Source organism: Corynebacterium sp. HMSC078A10, assembly GCF_001811565.1.
Classification (GTDB): domain Bacteria; phylum Actinomycetota; class Actinomycetes; order Mycobacteriales; family Mycobacteriaceae; genus Corynebacterium; species Corynebacterium hesseae.
In genome coordinates this window covers 20,616-37,000 of the sequence record NZ_KV805178.1, presented here as the reverse complement: position 1 = coordinate 37,000, position 16,385 = coordinate 20,616, and the positions used below count along the sequence as shown (strand labels likewise).

13 protein-coding genes are annotated in these 16,385 nt (G+C 61.9%); 10 read left to right on the top strand and 3 right to left on the bottom strand.

Annotated elements, in window-relative coordinates:
* Positions 1-9 precede the first annotated feature (9 nt).
* Complete coding sequence (gene ilvD / locus HMPREF2808_RS00145) at positions 10-1,863, bottom strand: dihydroxy-acid dehydratase (protein WP_070622889.1); 1,854 nt, start codon at positions 1,861-1,863, stop codon at positions 10-12.
* A 2-nt stretch (positions 1,864-1,865) separates the two neighbouring features.
* Positions 1,866-2,399, bottom strand: coding sequence for a PH domain-containing protein (locus HMPREF2808_RS00140; protein WP_070622886.1), 534 nt, complete (start codon positions 2,397-2,399; stop codon positions 1,866-1,868).
* A 315-nt stretch (positions 2,400-2,714) separates the two neighbouring features.
* Between HMPREF2808_RS00140 and HMPREF2808_RS00135 the strand changes: the two genes are divergently transcribed.
* The 10 genes from HMPREF2808_RS00135 (at position 2,715) to HMPREF2808_RS00090 (ending at position 15,215) form a co-directional block, all read left to right on the top strand.
* The gene (locus HMPREF2808_RS00135) at positions 2,715-4,547 is read left to right on the top strand and encodes an acetolactate synthase large subunit (RefSeq protein ID WP_070622883.1); all 1,833 of its coding nucleotides are present in this window, start codon (positions 2,715-2,717) and stop codon (positions 4,545-4,547) included.
* Positions 4,540-5,055, top strand: a complete 516-nt coding sequence (gene ilvN, locus HMPREF2808_RS00130; RefSeq protein WP_070528612.1) for an acetolactate synthase small subunit — start codon at positions 4,540-4,542, stop codon at positions 5,053-5,055. The genes HMPREF2808_RS00135 and ilvN overlap by 8 nt, the downstream gene beginning before the upstream one ends.
* Positions 5,056-5,164: 109 nt before the next feature.
* A complete protein-coding gene (gene ilvC / locus HMPREF2808_RS00125) occupies positions 5,165-6,178 on the top strand; it encodes a ketol-acid reductoisomerase (RefSeq protein WP_070528610.1) in 1,014 nt (337 codons plus the stop codon).
* Positions 6,179-6,290: 112 nt separating this feature from the next.
* Positions 6,291-8,084: a GmrSD restriction endonuclease domain-containing protein gene (locus HMPREF2808_RS00120; RefSeq protein WP_070524423.1), complete on the top strand. Its 1,794-nt coding sequence runs from the start codon at positions 6,291-6,293 to the stop codon at positions 8,082-8,084.
* Positions 8,074-8,997, top strand: a complete 924-nt coding sequence (locus tag HMPREF2808_RS00115; RefSeq protein ID WP_246818484.1) for a hypothetical protein — start codon at positions 8,074-8,076, stop codon at positions 8,995-8,997. Before HMPREF2808_RS00120 ends, HMPREF2808_RS00115 begins: the two co-directional genes overlap by 11 nt.
* Positions 8,998-9,041: 44 nt before the next feature.
* Positions 9,042-10,628: a phosphoglycerate dehydrogenase gene (serA, locus tag HMPREF2808_RS00110; RefSeq protein ID WP_070565385.1), complete on the top strand. Its 1,587-nt coding sequence runs from the start codon at positions 9,042-9,044 to the stop codon at positions 10,626-10,628.
* 135 nt (positions 10,629-10,763) lie between these two features.
* Positions 10,764-11,783: a 3-isopropylmalate dehydrogenase gene (locus tag HMPREF2808_RS00105; RefSeq protein ID WP_070622879.1), complete on the top strand. Its 1,020-nt coding sequence runs from the start codon at positions 10,764-10,766 to the stop codon at positions 11,781-11,783.
* Between the two features lie 17 nt (positions 11,784-11,800).
* Positions 11,801-13,669 carry a DUF294 nucleotidyltransferase-like domain-containing protein gene (locus HMPREF2808_RS00100; RefSeq protein WP_070622875.1) on the top strand — a complete coding sequence of 623 codons (1,869 nt, stop codon included), beginning with the start codon at positions 11,801-11,803 and terminating at the stop codon, positions 13,667-13,669.
* Positions 13,670-14,287, top strand: a complete 618-nt coding sequence (locus HMPREF2808_RS00095) for an exonuclease domain-containing protein (RefSeq protein ID WP_070622872.1) — start codon at positions 13,670-13,672, stop codon at positions 14,285-14,287. It begins immediately after the preceding gene.
* 118 nt (positions 14,288-14,405) lie between these two features.
* Positions 14,406-15,215: a fumarylacetoacetate hydrolase family protein gene (locus tag HMPREF2808_RS00090; protein ID WP_185963178.1), complete on the top strand. Its 810-nt coding sequence runs from the start codon at positions 14,406-14,408 to the stop codon at positions 15,213-15,215.
* An 8-nt stretch (positions 15,216-15,223) separates the two neighbouring features.
* Here HMPREF2808_RS00090 and HMPREF2808_RS00085 read toward each other — a convergent pair whose 3' ends face one another.
* Positions 15,224-16,327, bottom strand: coding sequence for an isochorismate synthase (locus HMPREF2808_RS00085; protein ID WP_070565377.1), 1,104 nt, complete (start codon positions 16,325-16,327; stop codon positions 15,224-15,226).
* Between the last annotated feature and the right edge of the window lie 58 nt (positions 16,328-16,385).

Genomic DNA, 16,385 nt, shown 5'->3' with positions numbered 1-16,385 from the left:
CCCCATACTCTAATTGACGTAACCATCCACCACGCGCACCGCACCACGGTCAGCGGACGTGGCCATGTTGGCATAGGCACGCAGGGCCTTGGTGACCGGGCGGTTGCGGTCCTTCGGCGTCCAGGGCTTCTCGCGCTGCTCCTCGGTGGCGCGGCGGCGCTCCAAGACGTCGTCCTCCACGTCGAGGGTGAGCTGGCGCTCGCGGATGTTGATGGTGATGGGATCCCCGTTTTCCACTAGGCCGATGAGGCCGCCGTGGGCAGCCTCGGGGGAGATGTGGCCGATGGACAGGCCGGAGGTGCCGCCGGAGAAGCGGCCATCGGTAATCAAGGCGCAGGCCTTGCCCAAGCCGGAGCCCTTGAGGAAGGAAGTCGGGTGCAGCATCTCCTGCATGCCGGGACCGCCCGCGGGACCCTCGTAGCGGATGACGATGACATCGCCAGGCTGGACTTCCTTCTTGAGGATGATGGAGACAGCTTCTTCCTGGGATTCCACCACGCGAGCTGGGCCGGTAAAGGTCCACAGTTCCTCTTCAACACCGGCGGCCTTGACGATGGCTCCGTTGGGGGCAAGGTTGCCGCGCAGGACAACGAGGCCGCCGTCGGAGGAGAAGGCATGCTCGGCGTCGTGGATGCAGCCATTGGTAGCGTCCGTGTCGAGCTCATCCCAGCGATTGGATTGGCTGAAAGGCTCGGTGGTGCGCACGCCGCCAGGTGCGGCGAAGAAGAGCTCGCGGGCAGCGTCGGTAGCCTTGCCACCGCGGATATCCCACTCGTCGAGCCACTCCTCGGCGTTGTCGTAGAGCGCGGTATGGACCTTGAGGTTCAAGTGGCCGGCGCGACGCAGCTCGCCCAGAATGGCGGGGATGCCGCCGGCGCGGTGCACGTCCTCGATGTGGTAGGTGCCGTTGGGCGCCACCTTGGACAGGCAAGGCACGCGGTAGGAAATCTCGTTGATATCCTCCAGCGTGAAGTCCACCTCGCCCTCCTGCGCGGCGGCCAGCGTGTGGAGGATGGTGTTGGTCGAACCACCCATGGCCATATCCAAGGCCATAGCATTGGTGAAAGCGTCCTTAGTGGCTATCGAGCGGGGGAGGACAGCGTCGTCTTCTTCGCCGTAGTAGCGCTGGCACATCTCGACGATGGTGCGGCCGGCTTGTTCGAAGAGCTCGCGGCGAGCGCTGTGGGTGGCCAGCGTGGTGCCGTTGCCTGGCAGCGCGAGTCCGAGCGCCTCGGTGAGGCAGTTCATGGAGTTGGCGGTGAACATGCCGGAGCAGGAACCACAGGTGGGGCAGGCGGATTCCTCCACGCGGGTTAGGCCCTCGTCGGAGACGGCGTCGCTTGCCGACGCCGTGATCGCCGTAATCAGATCCGTCGGCGCGTGCGCCACGCCATCGACAACAACGGCCTTGCCGGCCTCCATCGGGCCGCCGGAGACGAAGATGGTGGGGATATTGAGGCGCAGGGCCGCGTTCAACATACCCGGGGTGATCTTGTCGCAGTTGGAGATGCACACCAGGGCGTCGGCAGTGTGGGCGTTGACCATGTACTCGATGGAATCGGAGATGATTTCACGCGAAGGCAGGGAGTACAGCATGCCGCCGTGGCCCATGGCGATGCCATCGTCGACGGCAATGGTGTTGAATTCCTTGGGCACACCGCCGGCTTCGCGCACGGCATCGGCCACGATGTCACCGACGTTCTTGAGGTGGACGTGGCCGGGGACGAACTGGGTAAAGGAGTTGGCAATAGCGACGATTGGCTTGCCAAAGTCACTCTCCTTGGAGCCGGTAGCGCGCCATAGTGCGCGCGCACCGGATGCCTGGCGGCCAACAGTCGTGACTTTGGAGCGGAGCGGGTACATGGTTAATCCTTTAATTCGGGGTGTTTCTTGAGGTACTCGGCGTATTCCTCCTTGGTGAGGAGGACTTGCTGGCCATCGCGGTGGACGATGATGACCTTGTCGTCGGCAGCATCACGGCCTGCAGTCAATGCGTCGGGGATGCGCCCATTGGAAGCGGCGGCAAGGCGGGGGAGGGAGTTGAAGGTCACTCCCGGCAGGTTGAAGTTGTTGCCGCTTGTGGTGCGGGCGTAGGCCCGCGAGCGCTGGAAGCCGATTCCCTTGAAGTCGCCCCACGCGATGTTCTTGGGGCCGCGGAAGCCATAGGAAATGTGGATGCCCTTGCCGTCAACGGTGGTGCGTGCGCGTAGAACCCACCAGATGGCCAGCACCGGGAAGATGAGGACCCAGAAGAGGTACTTCGGGGCCCAGCCAATGCTGAGAAAAGCAATGGCAGCGAGGATGCCAATGCCGAGGAGGTGTTCGCGGGTGGGCTTGAACGTTTCGGCCGTGGGGTGTTCGGCACGAGTTGATGCGTTCTGCGGGTGTGAGGACGTCATAGTGGGTCATCGTAATTGACTGAGCGGCGCGGTGGCGAACCGCCCCACCTGTGCAATCTCGCAAAATGAGAAAAAGATCCCAAAAATGGGGGTGAATGCCAGCGGTAGTGTTTCTATCAGTGTACAGTTTGTCCCATGATCATTATTCGACTTCACCTCGTAGTAGTACCCGGGCGGCGCGAGCCGTAGCGAGTCCACAAGTGACGTCGACCAGCAAGCGCCCCCGTTACCTTCACACCCAGGAAGGAAAGACGGGGGCGTTACTCGTTGGATGATCTCTTCACCACCCACCCCCAATGAAGGAGCACATCAACCGTGACAGCTTCCACACCGCCTCAGCGGGCGCCCGAGCGCATCACGGGCGCACACGCCATTGTTCGCACCCTCGAAGATCTCGGCACCGAGCTTGTCTTCGGCATTCCGGGTGGCGCCGTGCTTCCGCTGTACGACGCCCTCTTTGAATCCACGAAGCTGCGCCACGTGCTCACCCGCCACGAGCAGGGGGCCGGCCATGCAGCCGAAGGCTACGCCCAAGCATCCGGAAAGGTCGGCGTCATGATTGCTACCTCCGGCCCGGGTGCGACCAACCTGGTGACCCCGCTGGCTGACGCTAACCTGGACTCGATTCCTGTCGTGGCAATCACGGGCCAGGTGGGCAGCTCCCTGCTGGGCACCGATGCCTTCCAAGAGGCTGATATCCGTGGCGTGACGATGCCAATTACGAAGCACAACTTCATCGTCACCAAGGCAGAAGATATCCCCGGGGCGATCGCGGCAGCCTTCCATTTGGCCGCCACTGGGCGCCCAGGGCCTGTGCTCGTGGATATTCCGAAGGACGTGCAGAACGCTTATATGGAATATTCGGGCCCAAGGATGCCGGAACTACCGGGGTACAAGCCCACGACTACTCCGCACCCGCGCCAGATTACCCAGGCTGTTCAGCGCATTGCGCGCGCCGAGCGTCCGGTGCTCTACGTTGGCGGCGGCGTCATCAAGGCCGAAGCCTCCCGCGAGCTGCGCGAGTTTGCGGAGCTGACCGGAATCCCTGTGGTGACCACGCTCATGGCTCTCGGTGCCTTCCCGGATAATCACCCGCAGCACATGGGCATGCCCGGCATGCACGGTACCGTTCCCGCGGTGGCGGCCCTGCAGCGCGCGGACCTTATCATCGCCGTGGGCGCACGCTTCGACGACCGCGTGACCGGTGATACGGACACCTTTGCTCCCCACGCCGAGGTGATCCATGCCGACATTGACCCGGCGGAGATCGGCAAAATCTGCGAGGTGGCTGTTCCCATCGTGGGCGATGCCCGCGAGGTGCTTTTGCGACTGACCAAGGCTTATGCCAATGATGCGGAGTTGGATGCCCCGCGAATTGGTCCGTGGATGGAGTACTTGGGGAACATGCAGCGCCGCTTCCCGCGCGGCTTTGAGCCGACGTCAGATGGCCTGCTCAACCCGCAAGAGGTTATCCAAAAACTCAGCTCCATCGTTGGCCCGGAGGCTATCTACTGTGCGGGCGTGGGCCAGCACCAGATGTGGTCGGCGCAGTTCCTCGACTTCGAGCACCCCCGCAGCTGGATCAACTCCGGTGGCGCCGGCACGATGGGCTACGCCGTGCCCGCGGCGCTGGGGGCTAAGGCTGCCTGCCCGGAGCGAGAGGTCTGGGCTATCGATGGCGATGGCTGCTTCCAGATGACGAACCAGGAGCTGACCACCGCGGCCGTGGAAGGCTTTCCCATCAAGGTTGCCGTGATCAATAACGGCAACCTGGGCATGGTGCGCCAGTGGCAGACGCTCTTCTATGACAACAAGTACTCCCATACCAAGCTGCGCGAGCACGACGAGTATGTGCCGGACTTTGTCAAGCTCAGCGAAGCCTTGGGCTGCGAGTCAATTCGCGTCACCACGGCGGAAGAGATTGGCCCGGCGATTGAACGTGCGCGCTCAATTAATGACCGTCCAGTGGTCATTGACTTCATCGTGGGCCAGGATGCCCAGGTGTGGCCGATGATTGGCGGCGGGGCTTCTAACGAAGAAATCCAGTACGCCCTGGGCCTGCGCCCGCTGTTTGATGACAATGAGTCCGCGGCCGAGGAACCGGCCGACATCCACGAATCCCTCGAGGAGGCCGAAAACAATGGCTAAAGACGACATCACCCGACACATCCTATCCGTGCGGGTCCAAGATATTGAGGGCATCATCTCCCGTGTGACCGGCATGTTCACCCGCCGTGGCTACAACCTCATCTCATTGGTGTCTGCCCGGACCGAGACGGAAGGCATTAACCGCCTGACCATCGTCGTGGATGCCTCCGAGGTCATCATCGAGCAGGTGACGAAGCAGCTCAACAAAATCGTCCCGGTGCTCAAGGTGGTGGAGCTGGAGGAAGAAAACACCATTGCCCGCTCGATCATGCTGGTAAAGGTTGCCGCGGATAACTCGAACCGCCCCCAGGTGGTCGATGCAGTGAACATTTTCCGCGCGCGCATCGTGGACGTCTCGCCGGAGTCCGTGGTGGTTGAGGCCACCGGTACGCCGGGCAAGCTGCAGGCGCTTCTCGACGTCCTCGAGCCTTTCGGCATTCGCGAGCTGGTGCAATCCGGCAACGTCGCGCTGGGGCGCGGGCCGAAGGCAATGGCACCGACAAAATAAAATCTCACAATGTGGGTGCAGTGTCCCAAATTATGATACAAATTCAATAGACCGAGTTACTACTTGATGAGTAGTACTAACGAACCCAAAGAGAAAAGGAACATCAAACATGGCTATTGAGACTCTGTACGAATCTGATGCAGACCTGACCATCATCCAGGGCCGCAAGGTCGCCATCATCGGCTATGGCTCCCAGGGCCACGCCCACGCTATGAACCTGCGTGACTCCGGCGTTGAGGTTGCTATCGGTCTGCGCGAGGGTTCGAAGTCCCGCGAGAAGGCCGAGGAGGCTGGTTTCAAGGTTTTCAGCAACGCTGAGGCCGCCAAGTGGGCTGATGTCATCATGCTGCTGGCACCGGATACCTCCCAGGCGGCGATCTTTACAGAGGATATCGAACCGAACCTGGAGGACGGCAACGCGCTGTTCTTCGGCCACGGCCTCAACATCCATTTCGGCCTGATCAAGCCGGCGGAGAATATCACCATCGGCATGGTTGCTCCGAAGGGCCCGGGCCACCTGGTTCGCCGCCAGTTCGTCGACGGCAAGGGCGTTCCCTGCCTGATCGCCACCGAGCAGGATCCGAAGGGCGAGGGGCGCGAGCTGACCCTGTCCTACGCTGCGGCCATCGGTGGTGCCCGCGCCGGCGTTATCCCAACCACCTTCAAGGATGAAACCGAGACCGATCTCTTTGGTGAGCAGGCGGTTCTGTGCGGTGGCGTGGAGTACCTGATCATGAACGGCTTCGAGGTCCTGACTGAAGCTGGCTATGAGCCTGAGATGGCTTATTTTGAGGTCTGCCACGAGCTGAAGCTCATCGTTGACCTCATCGTTGAGGGCGGCATCAAGAACATGAACTACTCCTGTTCCGACACCGCTGAGTTCGGTGGCTACCTCTCTGGCCCGCGCGTCATTGACGCTTCCGTGAAGGAACGCATGAAGGATGTCCTCACTGATATTCAGGACGGCACCTTCGTCAAGCGCCTTGTCGCCAACGTTGAAGGCGGCAATAAGGAGCTGGAGGAGCTGCGCGCCAAGGTGAACTCCCACCCGATTGAGCAGACCGGCTCCCAGCTGCGTGACCTCATGAGCTGGGTCAAGAACCCGCTGGATGCAACTGCCTAAACTACGCTTCGACTACAGAATCCCGTTGGCCACTGGTCAGCGGGATTTCCTTTTGATGTGATGTTCGCACATAAACGGGCATATTCCCACATTTAGTTGTAGGCTCGGGGCCATGGGTTTCTCTACGCCAAGCTATGACCTTAATGACCTTTTCGCTCGCATCGATCGTGGTGATATTCAGCTGCCCGATTTCCAGCGCTCCTATGCCTGGGATGAAGACCGAATTCGATCGCTGATCGTCACCGTCCTGCGCGGATACCCGCTCGGTGCATTCATGGCCTTGGATACCCGCAATGAAGCCATGCGCTTTCGGCCACGGCCTCTCGCGGGCGCGCCTAACACTGGGGTGAACCCCGGCCTGCTCCTGCTCGATGGGCAGCAGAGGCTAACCACCCTGTATCACTGCTTCCGCGGTGAGGGCTTTGTGGATACCACCGATTTCCGCTCCAAGAAAGTCTCCCGCAAGTACTTCGTGGACCTGCGCAAAGCTACCTCCGAGGACATCATGCCGGATGAAGCTGTCTTCGCCATCAACCAGCACGGCGAACTGCGCTCCCACTTCGCGCCGGACATCGAGGGCACCTTGGATAGTCGCGAGGCCGCAGTACAGGCATGCTGCATCCCGGTCTCGGCGTTGCTGAGTGAGGAAGGCACCAGCATGCTCTTCGAGCTTGCGGCTGCTAACGATGGCGCCACCCGTGACGTCGTCGCTGCCTTCAATAACCGGATTCTACGGCCCCTGTCCGGCTACACGGTGCCGATGATTCGCCTCTCCCGCGAGACGGCGAGCTCGGGAATTGGCTCCATTTTCGCTCAGGCTAACTCGGCCGGTTTGCAGATGGACGTCTTCGATCTCCTGACGGCTGTCTTTGCTTCTGAAGATCCGGACTTTCACCTTGCGGAGGACTGGGCAGGCGTCGAGAAGCAGCTGCGTGCCTTCCCCGCGCTCGACGGCATCGGCCGCAACGAGTTCCTTTCGGCAGTATCGCTGCTGGTGTCCGGGGAGAAGGGGAACGCTGGCGGGCAGCGCGAAGATATCTTGCAGCTGTCACTGAATGAGTACCGCAAGGCCTCGCAAACCCTGGTGATTACTTTCCGTGAGGTTGCTGAGTTCTTGGCCGAGCGCTGCATTCTCTCCCTTGAGCAGGTGCCTTATTCCGAGCAGATCATTCCGCTGGCTGTCATCCTTGCGCGCCTGGCAGAAAAGAAGGGCGTGCTGTCCAGCCAGGACGCATGGGACCGCCTCAACCAGTGGTTCTGGAGCGGTGTCTTTGGTGAGCTTTATGGCTCTTCTGCAGTGAGGCTGCGCGCCGCGCGTGATGTCGATGAGGTCACCGCGTGGGTCGCGGGTGAGACCGAGGATGTCCCGAAGACTGTGCGCGATGCCTCCTTCCGCGAGTCCCGCTTGTTGTCTGTGGGGGAGCACGACGGGGTATGGCACGGCCTCTATGCTCTGCTCATGGCACGCGGCGCGAAGGACTGGCGTACCGGCCGCCCGTTCAACCGCCACAGCTTCGAGGAGCTGCAACCAGGCTTCTTCCCGGTCTTCCCGCTTCGTTGGTGTGAGCGCCACGGCGTCAGCGGTGTGCTGGCTAATTCCGTGCTCAACCGCACGCCGATGGGCAAGCGCACCGAGGTTGTCCTCGACGGGCACTCGCCGGAGCGCTACCTGCCGCGCGTGCAGTCGAAGTCAATCATGGAAGACGCCGAGTTCGACAGCGTGCTGGCCTCCCATGACTTAGAGCCGGAGCTGTTGACCGCGAAGACTGCGCATCAGTTCTTTGCCGATCGCCGCGAGCGTTTCGTGGGCATCGTTGAATACGCGCTCAACAAGAAGGTTGTGCGCGACGTGGATGAGGCGAACCTTTCCGGCGGCGAAGAGGGCCCGCAGGCCTTTGCACGTTAAGGTGTCGTTGCTGGGCGCGCTGCGGGCCGTGCCTGTAGCGCTGCTGCTGGGCATGAGCGCGCTTGCGGCCGTGGGCTGCTCCTCGCTTGGGCGCGGTGAGCCAATTCTGACGCAGGACATCACCGCCCGCCCTGAAGCGGAGATTGACCTAGCCCGCGCGAGCGAAGAAAACCGTCTGCGGCTCATCGACCCGCAATTCGCCAACGAGGTTACGGTGGTTGAGGACCGCTGGGGAATTGACTCCGCGCGCTTGTTCTTCAAGGAAAGCAATACGCTGATCTTGGCCGAAGACTCAGATGCCGCTGCCCTGCGGGCCGCGACGCTGAGCGTATCGCAGCGCGTGCCAATGGTGACCTACGATTCATCGATTCGCCCGCAGATCTCGCAGCTGCTTACCGACCTTGACGTTGACCAGATCCTCGTCATCGGGGATGTCCCATGGGCTAGCCACAATGGCGAACGCGAAGTGGTGCACGATCCGGGAAACACCAAGGCGCTGGGGGAGTACACCGCATTCCGCTTTGAATCCAAGGTGGTGGTGAATCGCGAACGCATGGTGGACAGCATCACGCGCCTAGATTCTTCGACCAAGACGGAGTTGAAGGCCGCGTGGGAACCCCTGCCGCAGCACCTTACTAAGGAAAAGATGCCAGCGATTCCTGCCCAGGCGCGCCGTGATGCGCAGATGGCACCGGTGATCGTCGCGACGAAGGACAGCCCTTTAGCAAACGTGGTGAACGCCACCGCGTATGGCGGTACGGTGTTCGTGATGACGCAACCGGATCCGACGGCAACGAAAGCCGGCGCGGCGATTACTGCGGGGTTGGCGGATGGCCCGATCGTGGCCCTCGGGCCGGAATTCGGTTCAGTGACAGAATTCACGCATAAAATCGCTCAGGGCTGGAAAGAATAAACTACACTTCTCGGCATCCACATTTCAGACTAGTGAAGGAAGTTATGTCGAAGCCGGTCGTACTTATCGCCGATAAGCTTGCAGAATCCACCGTCGATGCTCTCGGGGACACAGTTGAGGTCCGCTGGGTCGATGGCCCCAACCGCGCGGAGCTGCTTGCCGCGGTGCCGGAGGCAGACGCCCTCCTCGTCCGCTCCGCTACGACCGTGGACGCGGAGGTGTTGACCGCTGCGAAGAACCTGAAGATTGTGGGGCGTGCCGGCGTCGGCTTGGACAACGTTGATATCCCCGCTGCCACCGAGCGTGGCGTCATGGTTGTCAACGCGCCGACCTCCAACATCCACTCCGCCTGCGAGCAGGCGATCGCGCTGCTTCTCGCCACCGCACGCCAGGTTCCGGCGGCGGATCAGTCCCTGCGCCAAGGTGAGTGGAAGCGCTCCTCCTTCAAGGGCGTTGAGGTATACGGCAAGACCATCGGCATCGTGGGTTTCGGTCACATCGGCCAGCTCTTTGCCCAGCGCCTGCTGGCATTTGAGACCACTGTCATCGCACACGACCCTTATGCCAACCCGGCCCGTGCGGCAGCGCTGGGCGTGGAATTGGTGCCCCTTGAGGAGCTCATGTCTCGCGCTGACTTCGTGACCATTCACCTGCCCAAGACTCCGGAGACCGCCGGCATGTTTGACGCCGAGCTCCTGGCGAAGGCCAAGAAGGGGCAGATCATTATCAACGCTGCCCGCGGCGGCTTGGTCGATGAGGCAGCCTTGGCTGCTTCGATCAAGTCTGGTCACCACCGCGGCGCCGGCTTCGATGTTTATGCCTCCGAGCCATGCACGGATTCCCCGCTCTTCGAGCTTCCGCAAGTTACCGTATCCCCGCACCTTGGCGCGTCTACGGTCGAGGCTCAGGATCGCGCGGGTACCGATGTGGCTGCCTCCGTACTCAAGGCATTGGCCGGCGAGTTCGTTGCGGATGCCGTCAACGTCGAAGGCGGCCGGGTCGGCGAAGAGGTTGCCGGCTGGTTGGATCTGACGCGCAAGCTGGGCCTCGTCGCAGGCAACCTGTTGGATGCTGCGCCGGTTGCCGTCGAAGTGGAGGCTTGCGGCGAGCTGGCCAACGAGGATGTTTCGGCTCTTGGTTTGTCCGCGGTTCGCGGGCTGTTTTCTGGCGTGGTCTCGGAGACCGTTACTTTTGTGAACGCGATGCAGATCGCCGAAAGCCGCGGCGTGAGCGTGGACGTCAAGACCAACGTGGAATCGAAGGGGCACCGCTCCTCCGTGAGGGTCAAGGTTATCGGCCCCGACGGCTTGGTATCGCAGCTCACTGGTGCCCTGACTGGCATCGACGGCGTCGAAAAGATCGTCCGTATCAACGGCCGTGGCGTCGACATGCGCGCAACGGGCCGCAACCTCTTCTTCTCCTACAAGGATGCCCCGGGTGCCTTGGGCACTGTGGGTACGAAGCTTGGCGCTGCCGGCATCAATATCGTGGCGGCCGCATTGACCCAGGGCAAGGATGTCTCCGATGCAGTCCTTATCTTGCGAGTTGAGCGCGAGGTACCGGAGGAGCTTGTCGAGGAAATCAACGCGGCGCTGGGTGCTACCTGCCGCCAGCTTGATTTGGATGCCTAGACTGGACAGCTGAACCTTTCATCCCAGCCCCCGTGAAGGACCGAGAACGGTTCTTTGCGGGGGTTTCGCCGCCCTCAAGGCAGAGGGGGTGGTACTCTCACATATATCCAATATGTGAGAAAGGAATCCCACAAAATGAAACTGGCAGTGATTGGCGGCGATGGAATCGGCCCCGAGGTAACCGCGGAAGCACTCAAGGTCCTGCGCGCGGTACGCCAGGATGTCGAGGTAACGGACTATGACCTCGGTGCCCGACGCTACCTGCGCAACGGGGAGCTGCTTACCGACGCCGACCTGGCCTCCCTGCGCGAACACGACGCCATCCTGCTCGGCGCCATTGGTGCGCCCGATGAGGTCCCGCCCGGTGTGCTTGAGCGCGGCTTGCTGCTGAAGATGCGTTTCGCCCTGGACCATCACGTCAACCTGCGCCCCTCCAAGCTGTACCCGACGTCCACCTCTCCGCTGGCAAACCCGGGCGATATCGACTTTGTCGTCGTCCGTGAGGGCACCGAAGGTCTGTACTGCGGAAACGGCGGCACGCTGCGCGAAGGTACTGAACACGAGGTGGCCTCGGAGGTCTCCCAGAACACGCGCTTCGGCGTTGAACGCGTGGTGCGTGATGCCTTTCAGCGTGCGATGGGCCGCCGCAAGCACGTGACTTTGGTGCACAAGACCAATGTCCTTGTTAACGCCGGTGGCCTCTGGCAGCGCACGGTGGACGAGGTTGCGAAGGAATTCCCCGAGGTCACCGTAGATTACAACCACATCGATGCCGCAACGATCTACATGGTCACCGACCCAGCTCGCTATGACGTCATCGTGACCGACAACCTGTTTGGTGACATCCTGACCGACTTGGCGGGTGCGGTGACCGGCGGTATTGGTCTGGCTGCCTCGGGCAACATCGATGTCTCCGGCGCTAATCCCTCCATGTTTGAACCGGTACACGGCTCCGCCCCGGATATCGCGGGCAAGGGCATCGCGGATCCCACTGCGGCGATCCTGTCGGCAGCCATGTTGTTGCGCCACCTCGGGGATGAGGAGAACGCCGTGCGCATCGAGGAGGCCGTGGCTGCCGACGTCTCCTCTCGCGGCGACGCACAGGCGGGCACCACCGAAATTGGTGATCGAATCGCCTCCGCGCTCAGCGCCTAGCCCTGTATGGTTGGCGCATGAGCGTCGAAATAGACGAGGTCACCAGCTTCCTGGCCAAGAATGAGCCTTTCTCCCACCTGCCGGAGGAAGAGCTCGTCGCGCTGTCCTCACAATTGAGCATGATCTACCTGCGCCGAGGGGATATCCCCATCAAGCTGGGGCAAGAAAATGCCAACCTCCACATCATCCGCACCGGGGCGATCGATGTGCTGGGGGAGGACGGCATGCTGCTAGACCGCCGCGAATCCGGGCTCACCTTCGGTTATTCCACGCTGCAGGGGGAGCCGCACTCCGCTTATGAGATGGTCGCGGTAGAGGACAGCCTCGTCTTCACCCTGGCGCAGGAGGACTTCACCGAGTTGTCCCGCCGCAACCCCGACATTGCGCGTTTCTTTTCAGCGCAGTCTCGCCGGATCCGCGCCGCAGCACGCGAACTTTCTGAATCCACTTCGACCGACGTTTTACGCACGCCGCTGCGAGAGCTCACTCGCACCGACATATTGACTGCGCCGGCTGCCACCACCATCCGTGAAGCCGCGATGCTGATGACGGACCGCGGCGTGTCCTCACTGCTCGTTGTTACACCGGGTTCAGATTCAGCCAAGCGTCTTGCCGGCATTGTGACCGACCGTGATCTGCGCACCCGCGTGCTCGCCGCGGAGCGTGACCCTGCTGAATCGGTGGGGGAGATCATGACGCCTCAGCCCCTCACGGTATCGGCAGATGCCCCCGCTATGGAGGCTCTGCTGCACATGGCGGAGCGCGGAATCCACCACCTGCCGGTGGTTAAAGAAGGCACCCTGCAGGGAATAGTCACGCAATCGGACATCACGCGGCTGCTCTACAATGATCCGGTCTACCTCGCCGCAGATCTCTCGCGGCGCGCCAATGCCGCTGAGCTTAATGAAGCCTTCCACGAAGCCACGCTTCTTGCCGGACGTTTCGTGGAACGCGGCTCTACGCCGGCGGAAGCGTCCAGCCTGGTCACGTTGGCCGCCGATGCGGTAGCGCGCCGCCTATGTACCCTTGCCGAGGAAGAACTGGGTCCTCCGCCAGTGGAGTATGCCTTCGTGGCCGTGGGTTCGCAGGGGCGGCGCGAAATGGCGCTGGCCTCAGATCAAGATAATGCGCTTGTCCTCGCGGATGATTATGATGCCAACGCGCACGGCGAGTACTTCGCACGGTTTAGTACCTTCGTGTGCCAGGGCCTTGCCGCCGCCGGTCAGGCTCTGTGCCCTGGTGACATGATGGCCATGAACGCCGAGTGGCGGATGACGCGCTCCCAATGGATCGGCACCTTCCGCAGATGGATCCGGGACCCCCAACCGGAGGCGCTGCTCAACGCCCAGATTTTCTTCGACTTCCGCGTGCTCTACGGAAGCGAGGAGCTGGCCCTCGAGGTCCACACTGCCGCCGTGGAGATGGGCAAGGGTGCGACGCGCCTGCACGCCCACCTGGCTAGCCTGGCCGCGCGCCGCGAGCCGCCGCTGACGCTTTTTCGCGGACTCGTGGTGGAGCGCGATGGCGACTATGCACATACCCTCGACATCAAAAAGGGAGGTACCGCGGGTATTGTCCAGATGGCGCGGCTCTTCGCCTTAGCATCCGGCTCCACGGTGGTGGACACCCGCCAGCGCCTAAGCGAAGCCGCCGGGAACGCGGTGAGCCGCCGCGGTGCACAGGAGCTTCTCGACGCCTTCGACTACCTCCGATCCCTTTCCTTCGAGCACCAAGCCCGACAGTTGCGGGAAGGGCACAAGCCGGACTACCACATTGACCCCAAGAGCTTGGGGCGGATGGACCGCGAGCACCTGCGCGATGCTTTCCGTGCGATCAAGTCCATGCAGAACGCGCTTGCCACCAAGTACCCGGTGAGGAGTATCTAGATGTGGAGCCGGTGGAGCCGCCGCGCGGATTGGGGCGCGCCTGCACGAAGCACCCCGCTCGATGAGCTGGGATTGCTCGCCGTAGATATGGAGACCACGAGTCTTGATCCGCGCACAGGAAAGATTGTTTCTATCGGGTGGGTCCCGGTGAACGGCGGTGTTATCGACCTATCTGGCGCCGGCTATACCGTGGTGCGCGGCGCGAAGGTGGCAGAAGATGCACATGTTCACCTGCTGACGCAGGAGGTCATCGATGCCGGCGAGGAACGCAAAGTGGCAATGAAGCAGTTGCGAAAGGCCCTGAACGGCCGAGCGCTACTCGCTCACTTCGCACCTGTGGAGGTGGGTTTCATAGAAGCGGCTTCCAAAGAGATATTTGGTCAGGTCCCTCGGCTGAGCGTGGTGGATACCTTCGCTATCGAGCGGCGCCACATGGAACGTATGGGCACTTATCCGCGCGGCGAGGACCTGCGCCTTCCCCGAGTTCGCGCGAGATACGGCTTGCCGCGCTATGGCAATCACAACGCGCTGAGTGATGCTTTGGCCTGCGCTGAGCTATATCTGGCACAGCGGGGGAGCACGCGGGCGGTGACCTTGGGGGACGTCGCCAAGCGCTAGGCGGCCGAGCGGGCGTTGTACCACAAGTTGGACGCCTGCAGTATCATCGCGTTCTTTGCAAGCTTTACACCTAGCCCCTGAACGCGAGTGAAAAACCCTTGCGAGTAGTATGGCCGTCATGCGTTTAGGACGAATTGCTCACACCGAAGGTATTTGTTTCGCCATCATTGATGGTCCCGCCGACGCCCCACTTGACCAGTTGGTGGCCAAGGAAATCTCCGGCACCCCGTTTACCCCGCCGGAGCCAACTGGCCGCGAGTGGCCGTTGAGTGAGGTGCGCTTGCTGGCGCCGACCCTGCCCACCAAGGTCGTGGCGCTTGGCCGCAACTACGCCGACCACGTGGCTGAGGTCTTCAAGGAATCCGCGGAGCACCTCCCGCCGACGATCTTTATTAAGCCCTCCACCGCAGTCATTGGCCCCGGTGCCCCCATCAAGATCCCGGAGTTCGCCACCAACGTGGAGTTCGAGGGAGAGCTCGCGGTGGTGATCTCAAAGGTCTCGAAGAACATTGATCCGGAGAAGTGGCGTGATCACGTCGTTGGCTACACCATTTGCAACGATGTCTCTTCGCGCGACCTGCAGTTCCAGGATGGCCAGTGGGCACGTGCGAAGGGTATTGACACCTTCTGCCCGCTAGGCCCGTGGATTGAGACGGACCTGGACTGCATCGACCTCGATGACCAGAAGATCAACGCTTACCTGACCCACGATGGCAAGCGCGAGCAAAAGCAGGATTCCAACACCGACCAGATGATCGTGAAGATGGGCGGCATCATCGCGGAGATCTCGCAGTCGTACACGCTTCTGCCCGGCGATGTCATCACCACAGGCTCCCCGGCTGGTACGGCGCCGATGGTGCCGGGCGATACCATCGAAATTGAGATCCCCGGCGTGGGCAGCCTGACCAACCCGATTGAGCGGGCCTAAAGGCCGCTCTAGAGGCCGAGTGCTTTGAGAATGGTGCGCAACTTCGCCGTGGTTTCCTGAAGCTCGGCCGTCGGGTCGGAATCCACGACGATTCCGCCGCCTGCCCACGCGCGGGCGGAGAGCCCATCGCCGGCTACTTCCGCGCAGCGGATGGCCACCATGTATTCGCCGTCGCCGGAGTCATCGCACCAGCCCACTGCACCGGCGTAGAAGCCGCGGTCGGCTTCGGCGGTTTCGATGAGCGCTTGCGCGGCTTCCGTGGGGGTGCCGCAGATGGCGGGGGTGGGGTAGATCAGCTCGGCCAGTTCGAGTGCCGTGAAATTCGAATCCTTCAGTGTTCCCGCGATCGGGGTTCCCAGATGCCACATCTCGTTCGTGGAGGTCAGCTGCGGGGTGGTGGGGGCGTCGAGAGTCCTGCACAGCGGCTGCAAGATCCGGCGGATGTGGTCCACGACGAAGGCATGCTCGCGCAGATCCTTGCCTGAGTTTTGGAGGTCTTGACCGGCCTTGATATCGCGTGCCTTATCGGCCTGGCGGGGCGCCGAGCCAGCTAGGGGGAAGGCCGTAACCGTTGAGCCTTGCTTCTTAATCAACACTTCCGGGGAGGAGCCCACGAGCATAGATCCTGGGCGTCCCGCCGGTGACAGGTCGGCGATGAAGCCATCGCGGTGCGAGGATAGATCGATCAACCGCGCGGCCACGAGGAGCGGATCCACCGGAGCATTGAACTCAATGTCAACGGCGCGAGCAAGAACCACCTTGTCCAGTTTGGAGGCTTCGATCGTAGCGATGGCGGCCTCAATGCGGCGCAGGTGCTCTTCCGGCTCCGGATCAAAACCGGTCACGCGCGCATTGAGCTTGCCGCTGCGGTAGTAGGCATGGGGCTCAAGAGGCCCGTCCTCACGAATGATGCTGCGCGGCACGGTGAGCGCAGCTGGATCACCCTTGTGAAAGGGAAGTGCGCCGACGATCATGGGCGCGCTGCCGGCACGTAGTGCGGACACTGCATCATCGACAGCGCTAAAGGTGGTGGTTGAACCTTGGGTACGCACAGACCCCGTCGCGCGGGACAGGAGGAAGTCGGGGGCGGTAGAGGGTCTGTTTTCACACATAAGGAATTACTCTAGTTCCTTCCGCTGCTAGCGCCGAAACCAGATCCCTTGCTTTTGT

What these genes read in the sequence shown, in the direction of transcription:
- ilvN (WP_070528612.1), top strand. Translation starts at nt 4,540, where the DNA reads ATGGCTAAAGACGACATCACCCGACACATCCTATCCGTGCGGGTCCAA.
- HMPREF2808_RS00090 (WP_185963178.1), top strand. Translation starts at nt 14,406, where the DNA reads ATGCGTTTAGGACGAATTGCTCACACCGAAGGTATTTGTTTCGCCATC.
- HMPREF2808_RS00095 (WP_070622872.1), top strand. Translation starts at nt 13,670, where the DNA reads ATGTGGAGCCGGTGGAGCCGCCGCGCGGATTGGGGCGCGCCTGCACGA.
- HMPREF2808_RS00120 (WP_070524423.1), top strand. Translation starts at nt 6,291, where the DNA reads ATGGGTTTCTCTACGCCAAGCTATGACCTTAATGACCTTTTCGCTCGC.
- HMPREF2808_RS00085 (WP_070565377.1), bottom strand. Translation starts at nt 16,327, where the DNA reads ATGTGTGAAAACAGACCCTCTACCGCCCCCGACTTCCTCCTGTCCCGC.
- serA (WP_070565385.1), top strand. Translation starts at nt 9,042, where the DNA reads ATGTCGAAGCCGGTCGTACTTATCGCCGATAAGCTTGCAGAATCCACC.
- ilvC (WP_070528610.1), top strand. Translation starts at nt 5,165, where the DNA reads ATGGCTATTGAGACTCTGTACGAATCTGATGCAGACCTGACCATCATC.
- HMPREF2808_RS00105 (WP_070622879.1), top strand. Translation starts at nt 10,764, where the DNA reads ATGAAACTGGCAGTGATTGGCGGCGATGGAATCGGCCCCGAGGTAACC.
- ilvD (WP_070622889.1), bottom strand. Translation starts at nt 1,863, where the DNA reads ATGTACCCGCTCCGCTCCAAAGTCACGACTGTTGGCCGCCAGGCATCC.
- HMPREF2808_RS00100 (WP_070622875.1), top strand. Translation starts at nt 11,801, where the DNA reads ATGAGCGTCGAAATAGACGAGGTCACCAGCTTCCTGGCCAAGAATGAG.
- HMPREF2808_RS00140 (WP_070622886.1), bottom strand. Translation starts at nt 2,399, where the DNA reads ATGACGTCCTCACACCCGCAGAACGCATCAACTCGTGCCGAACACCCC.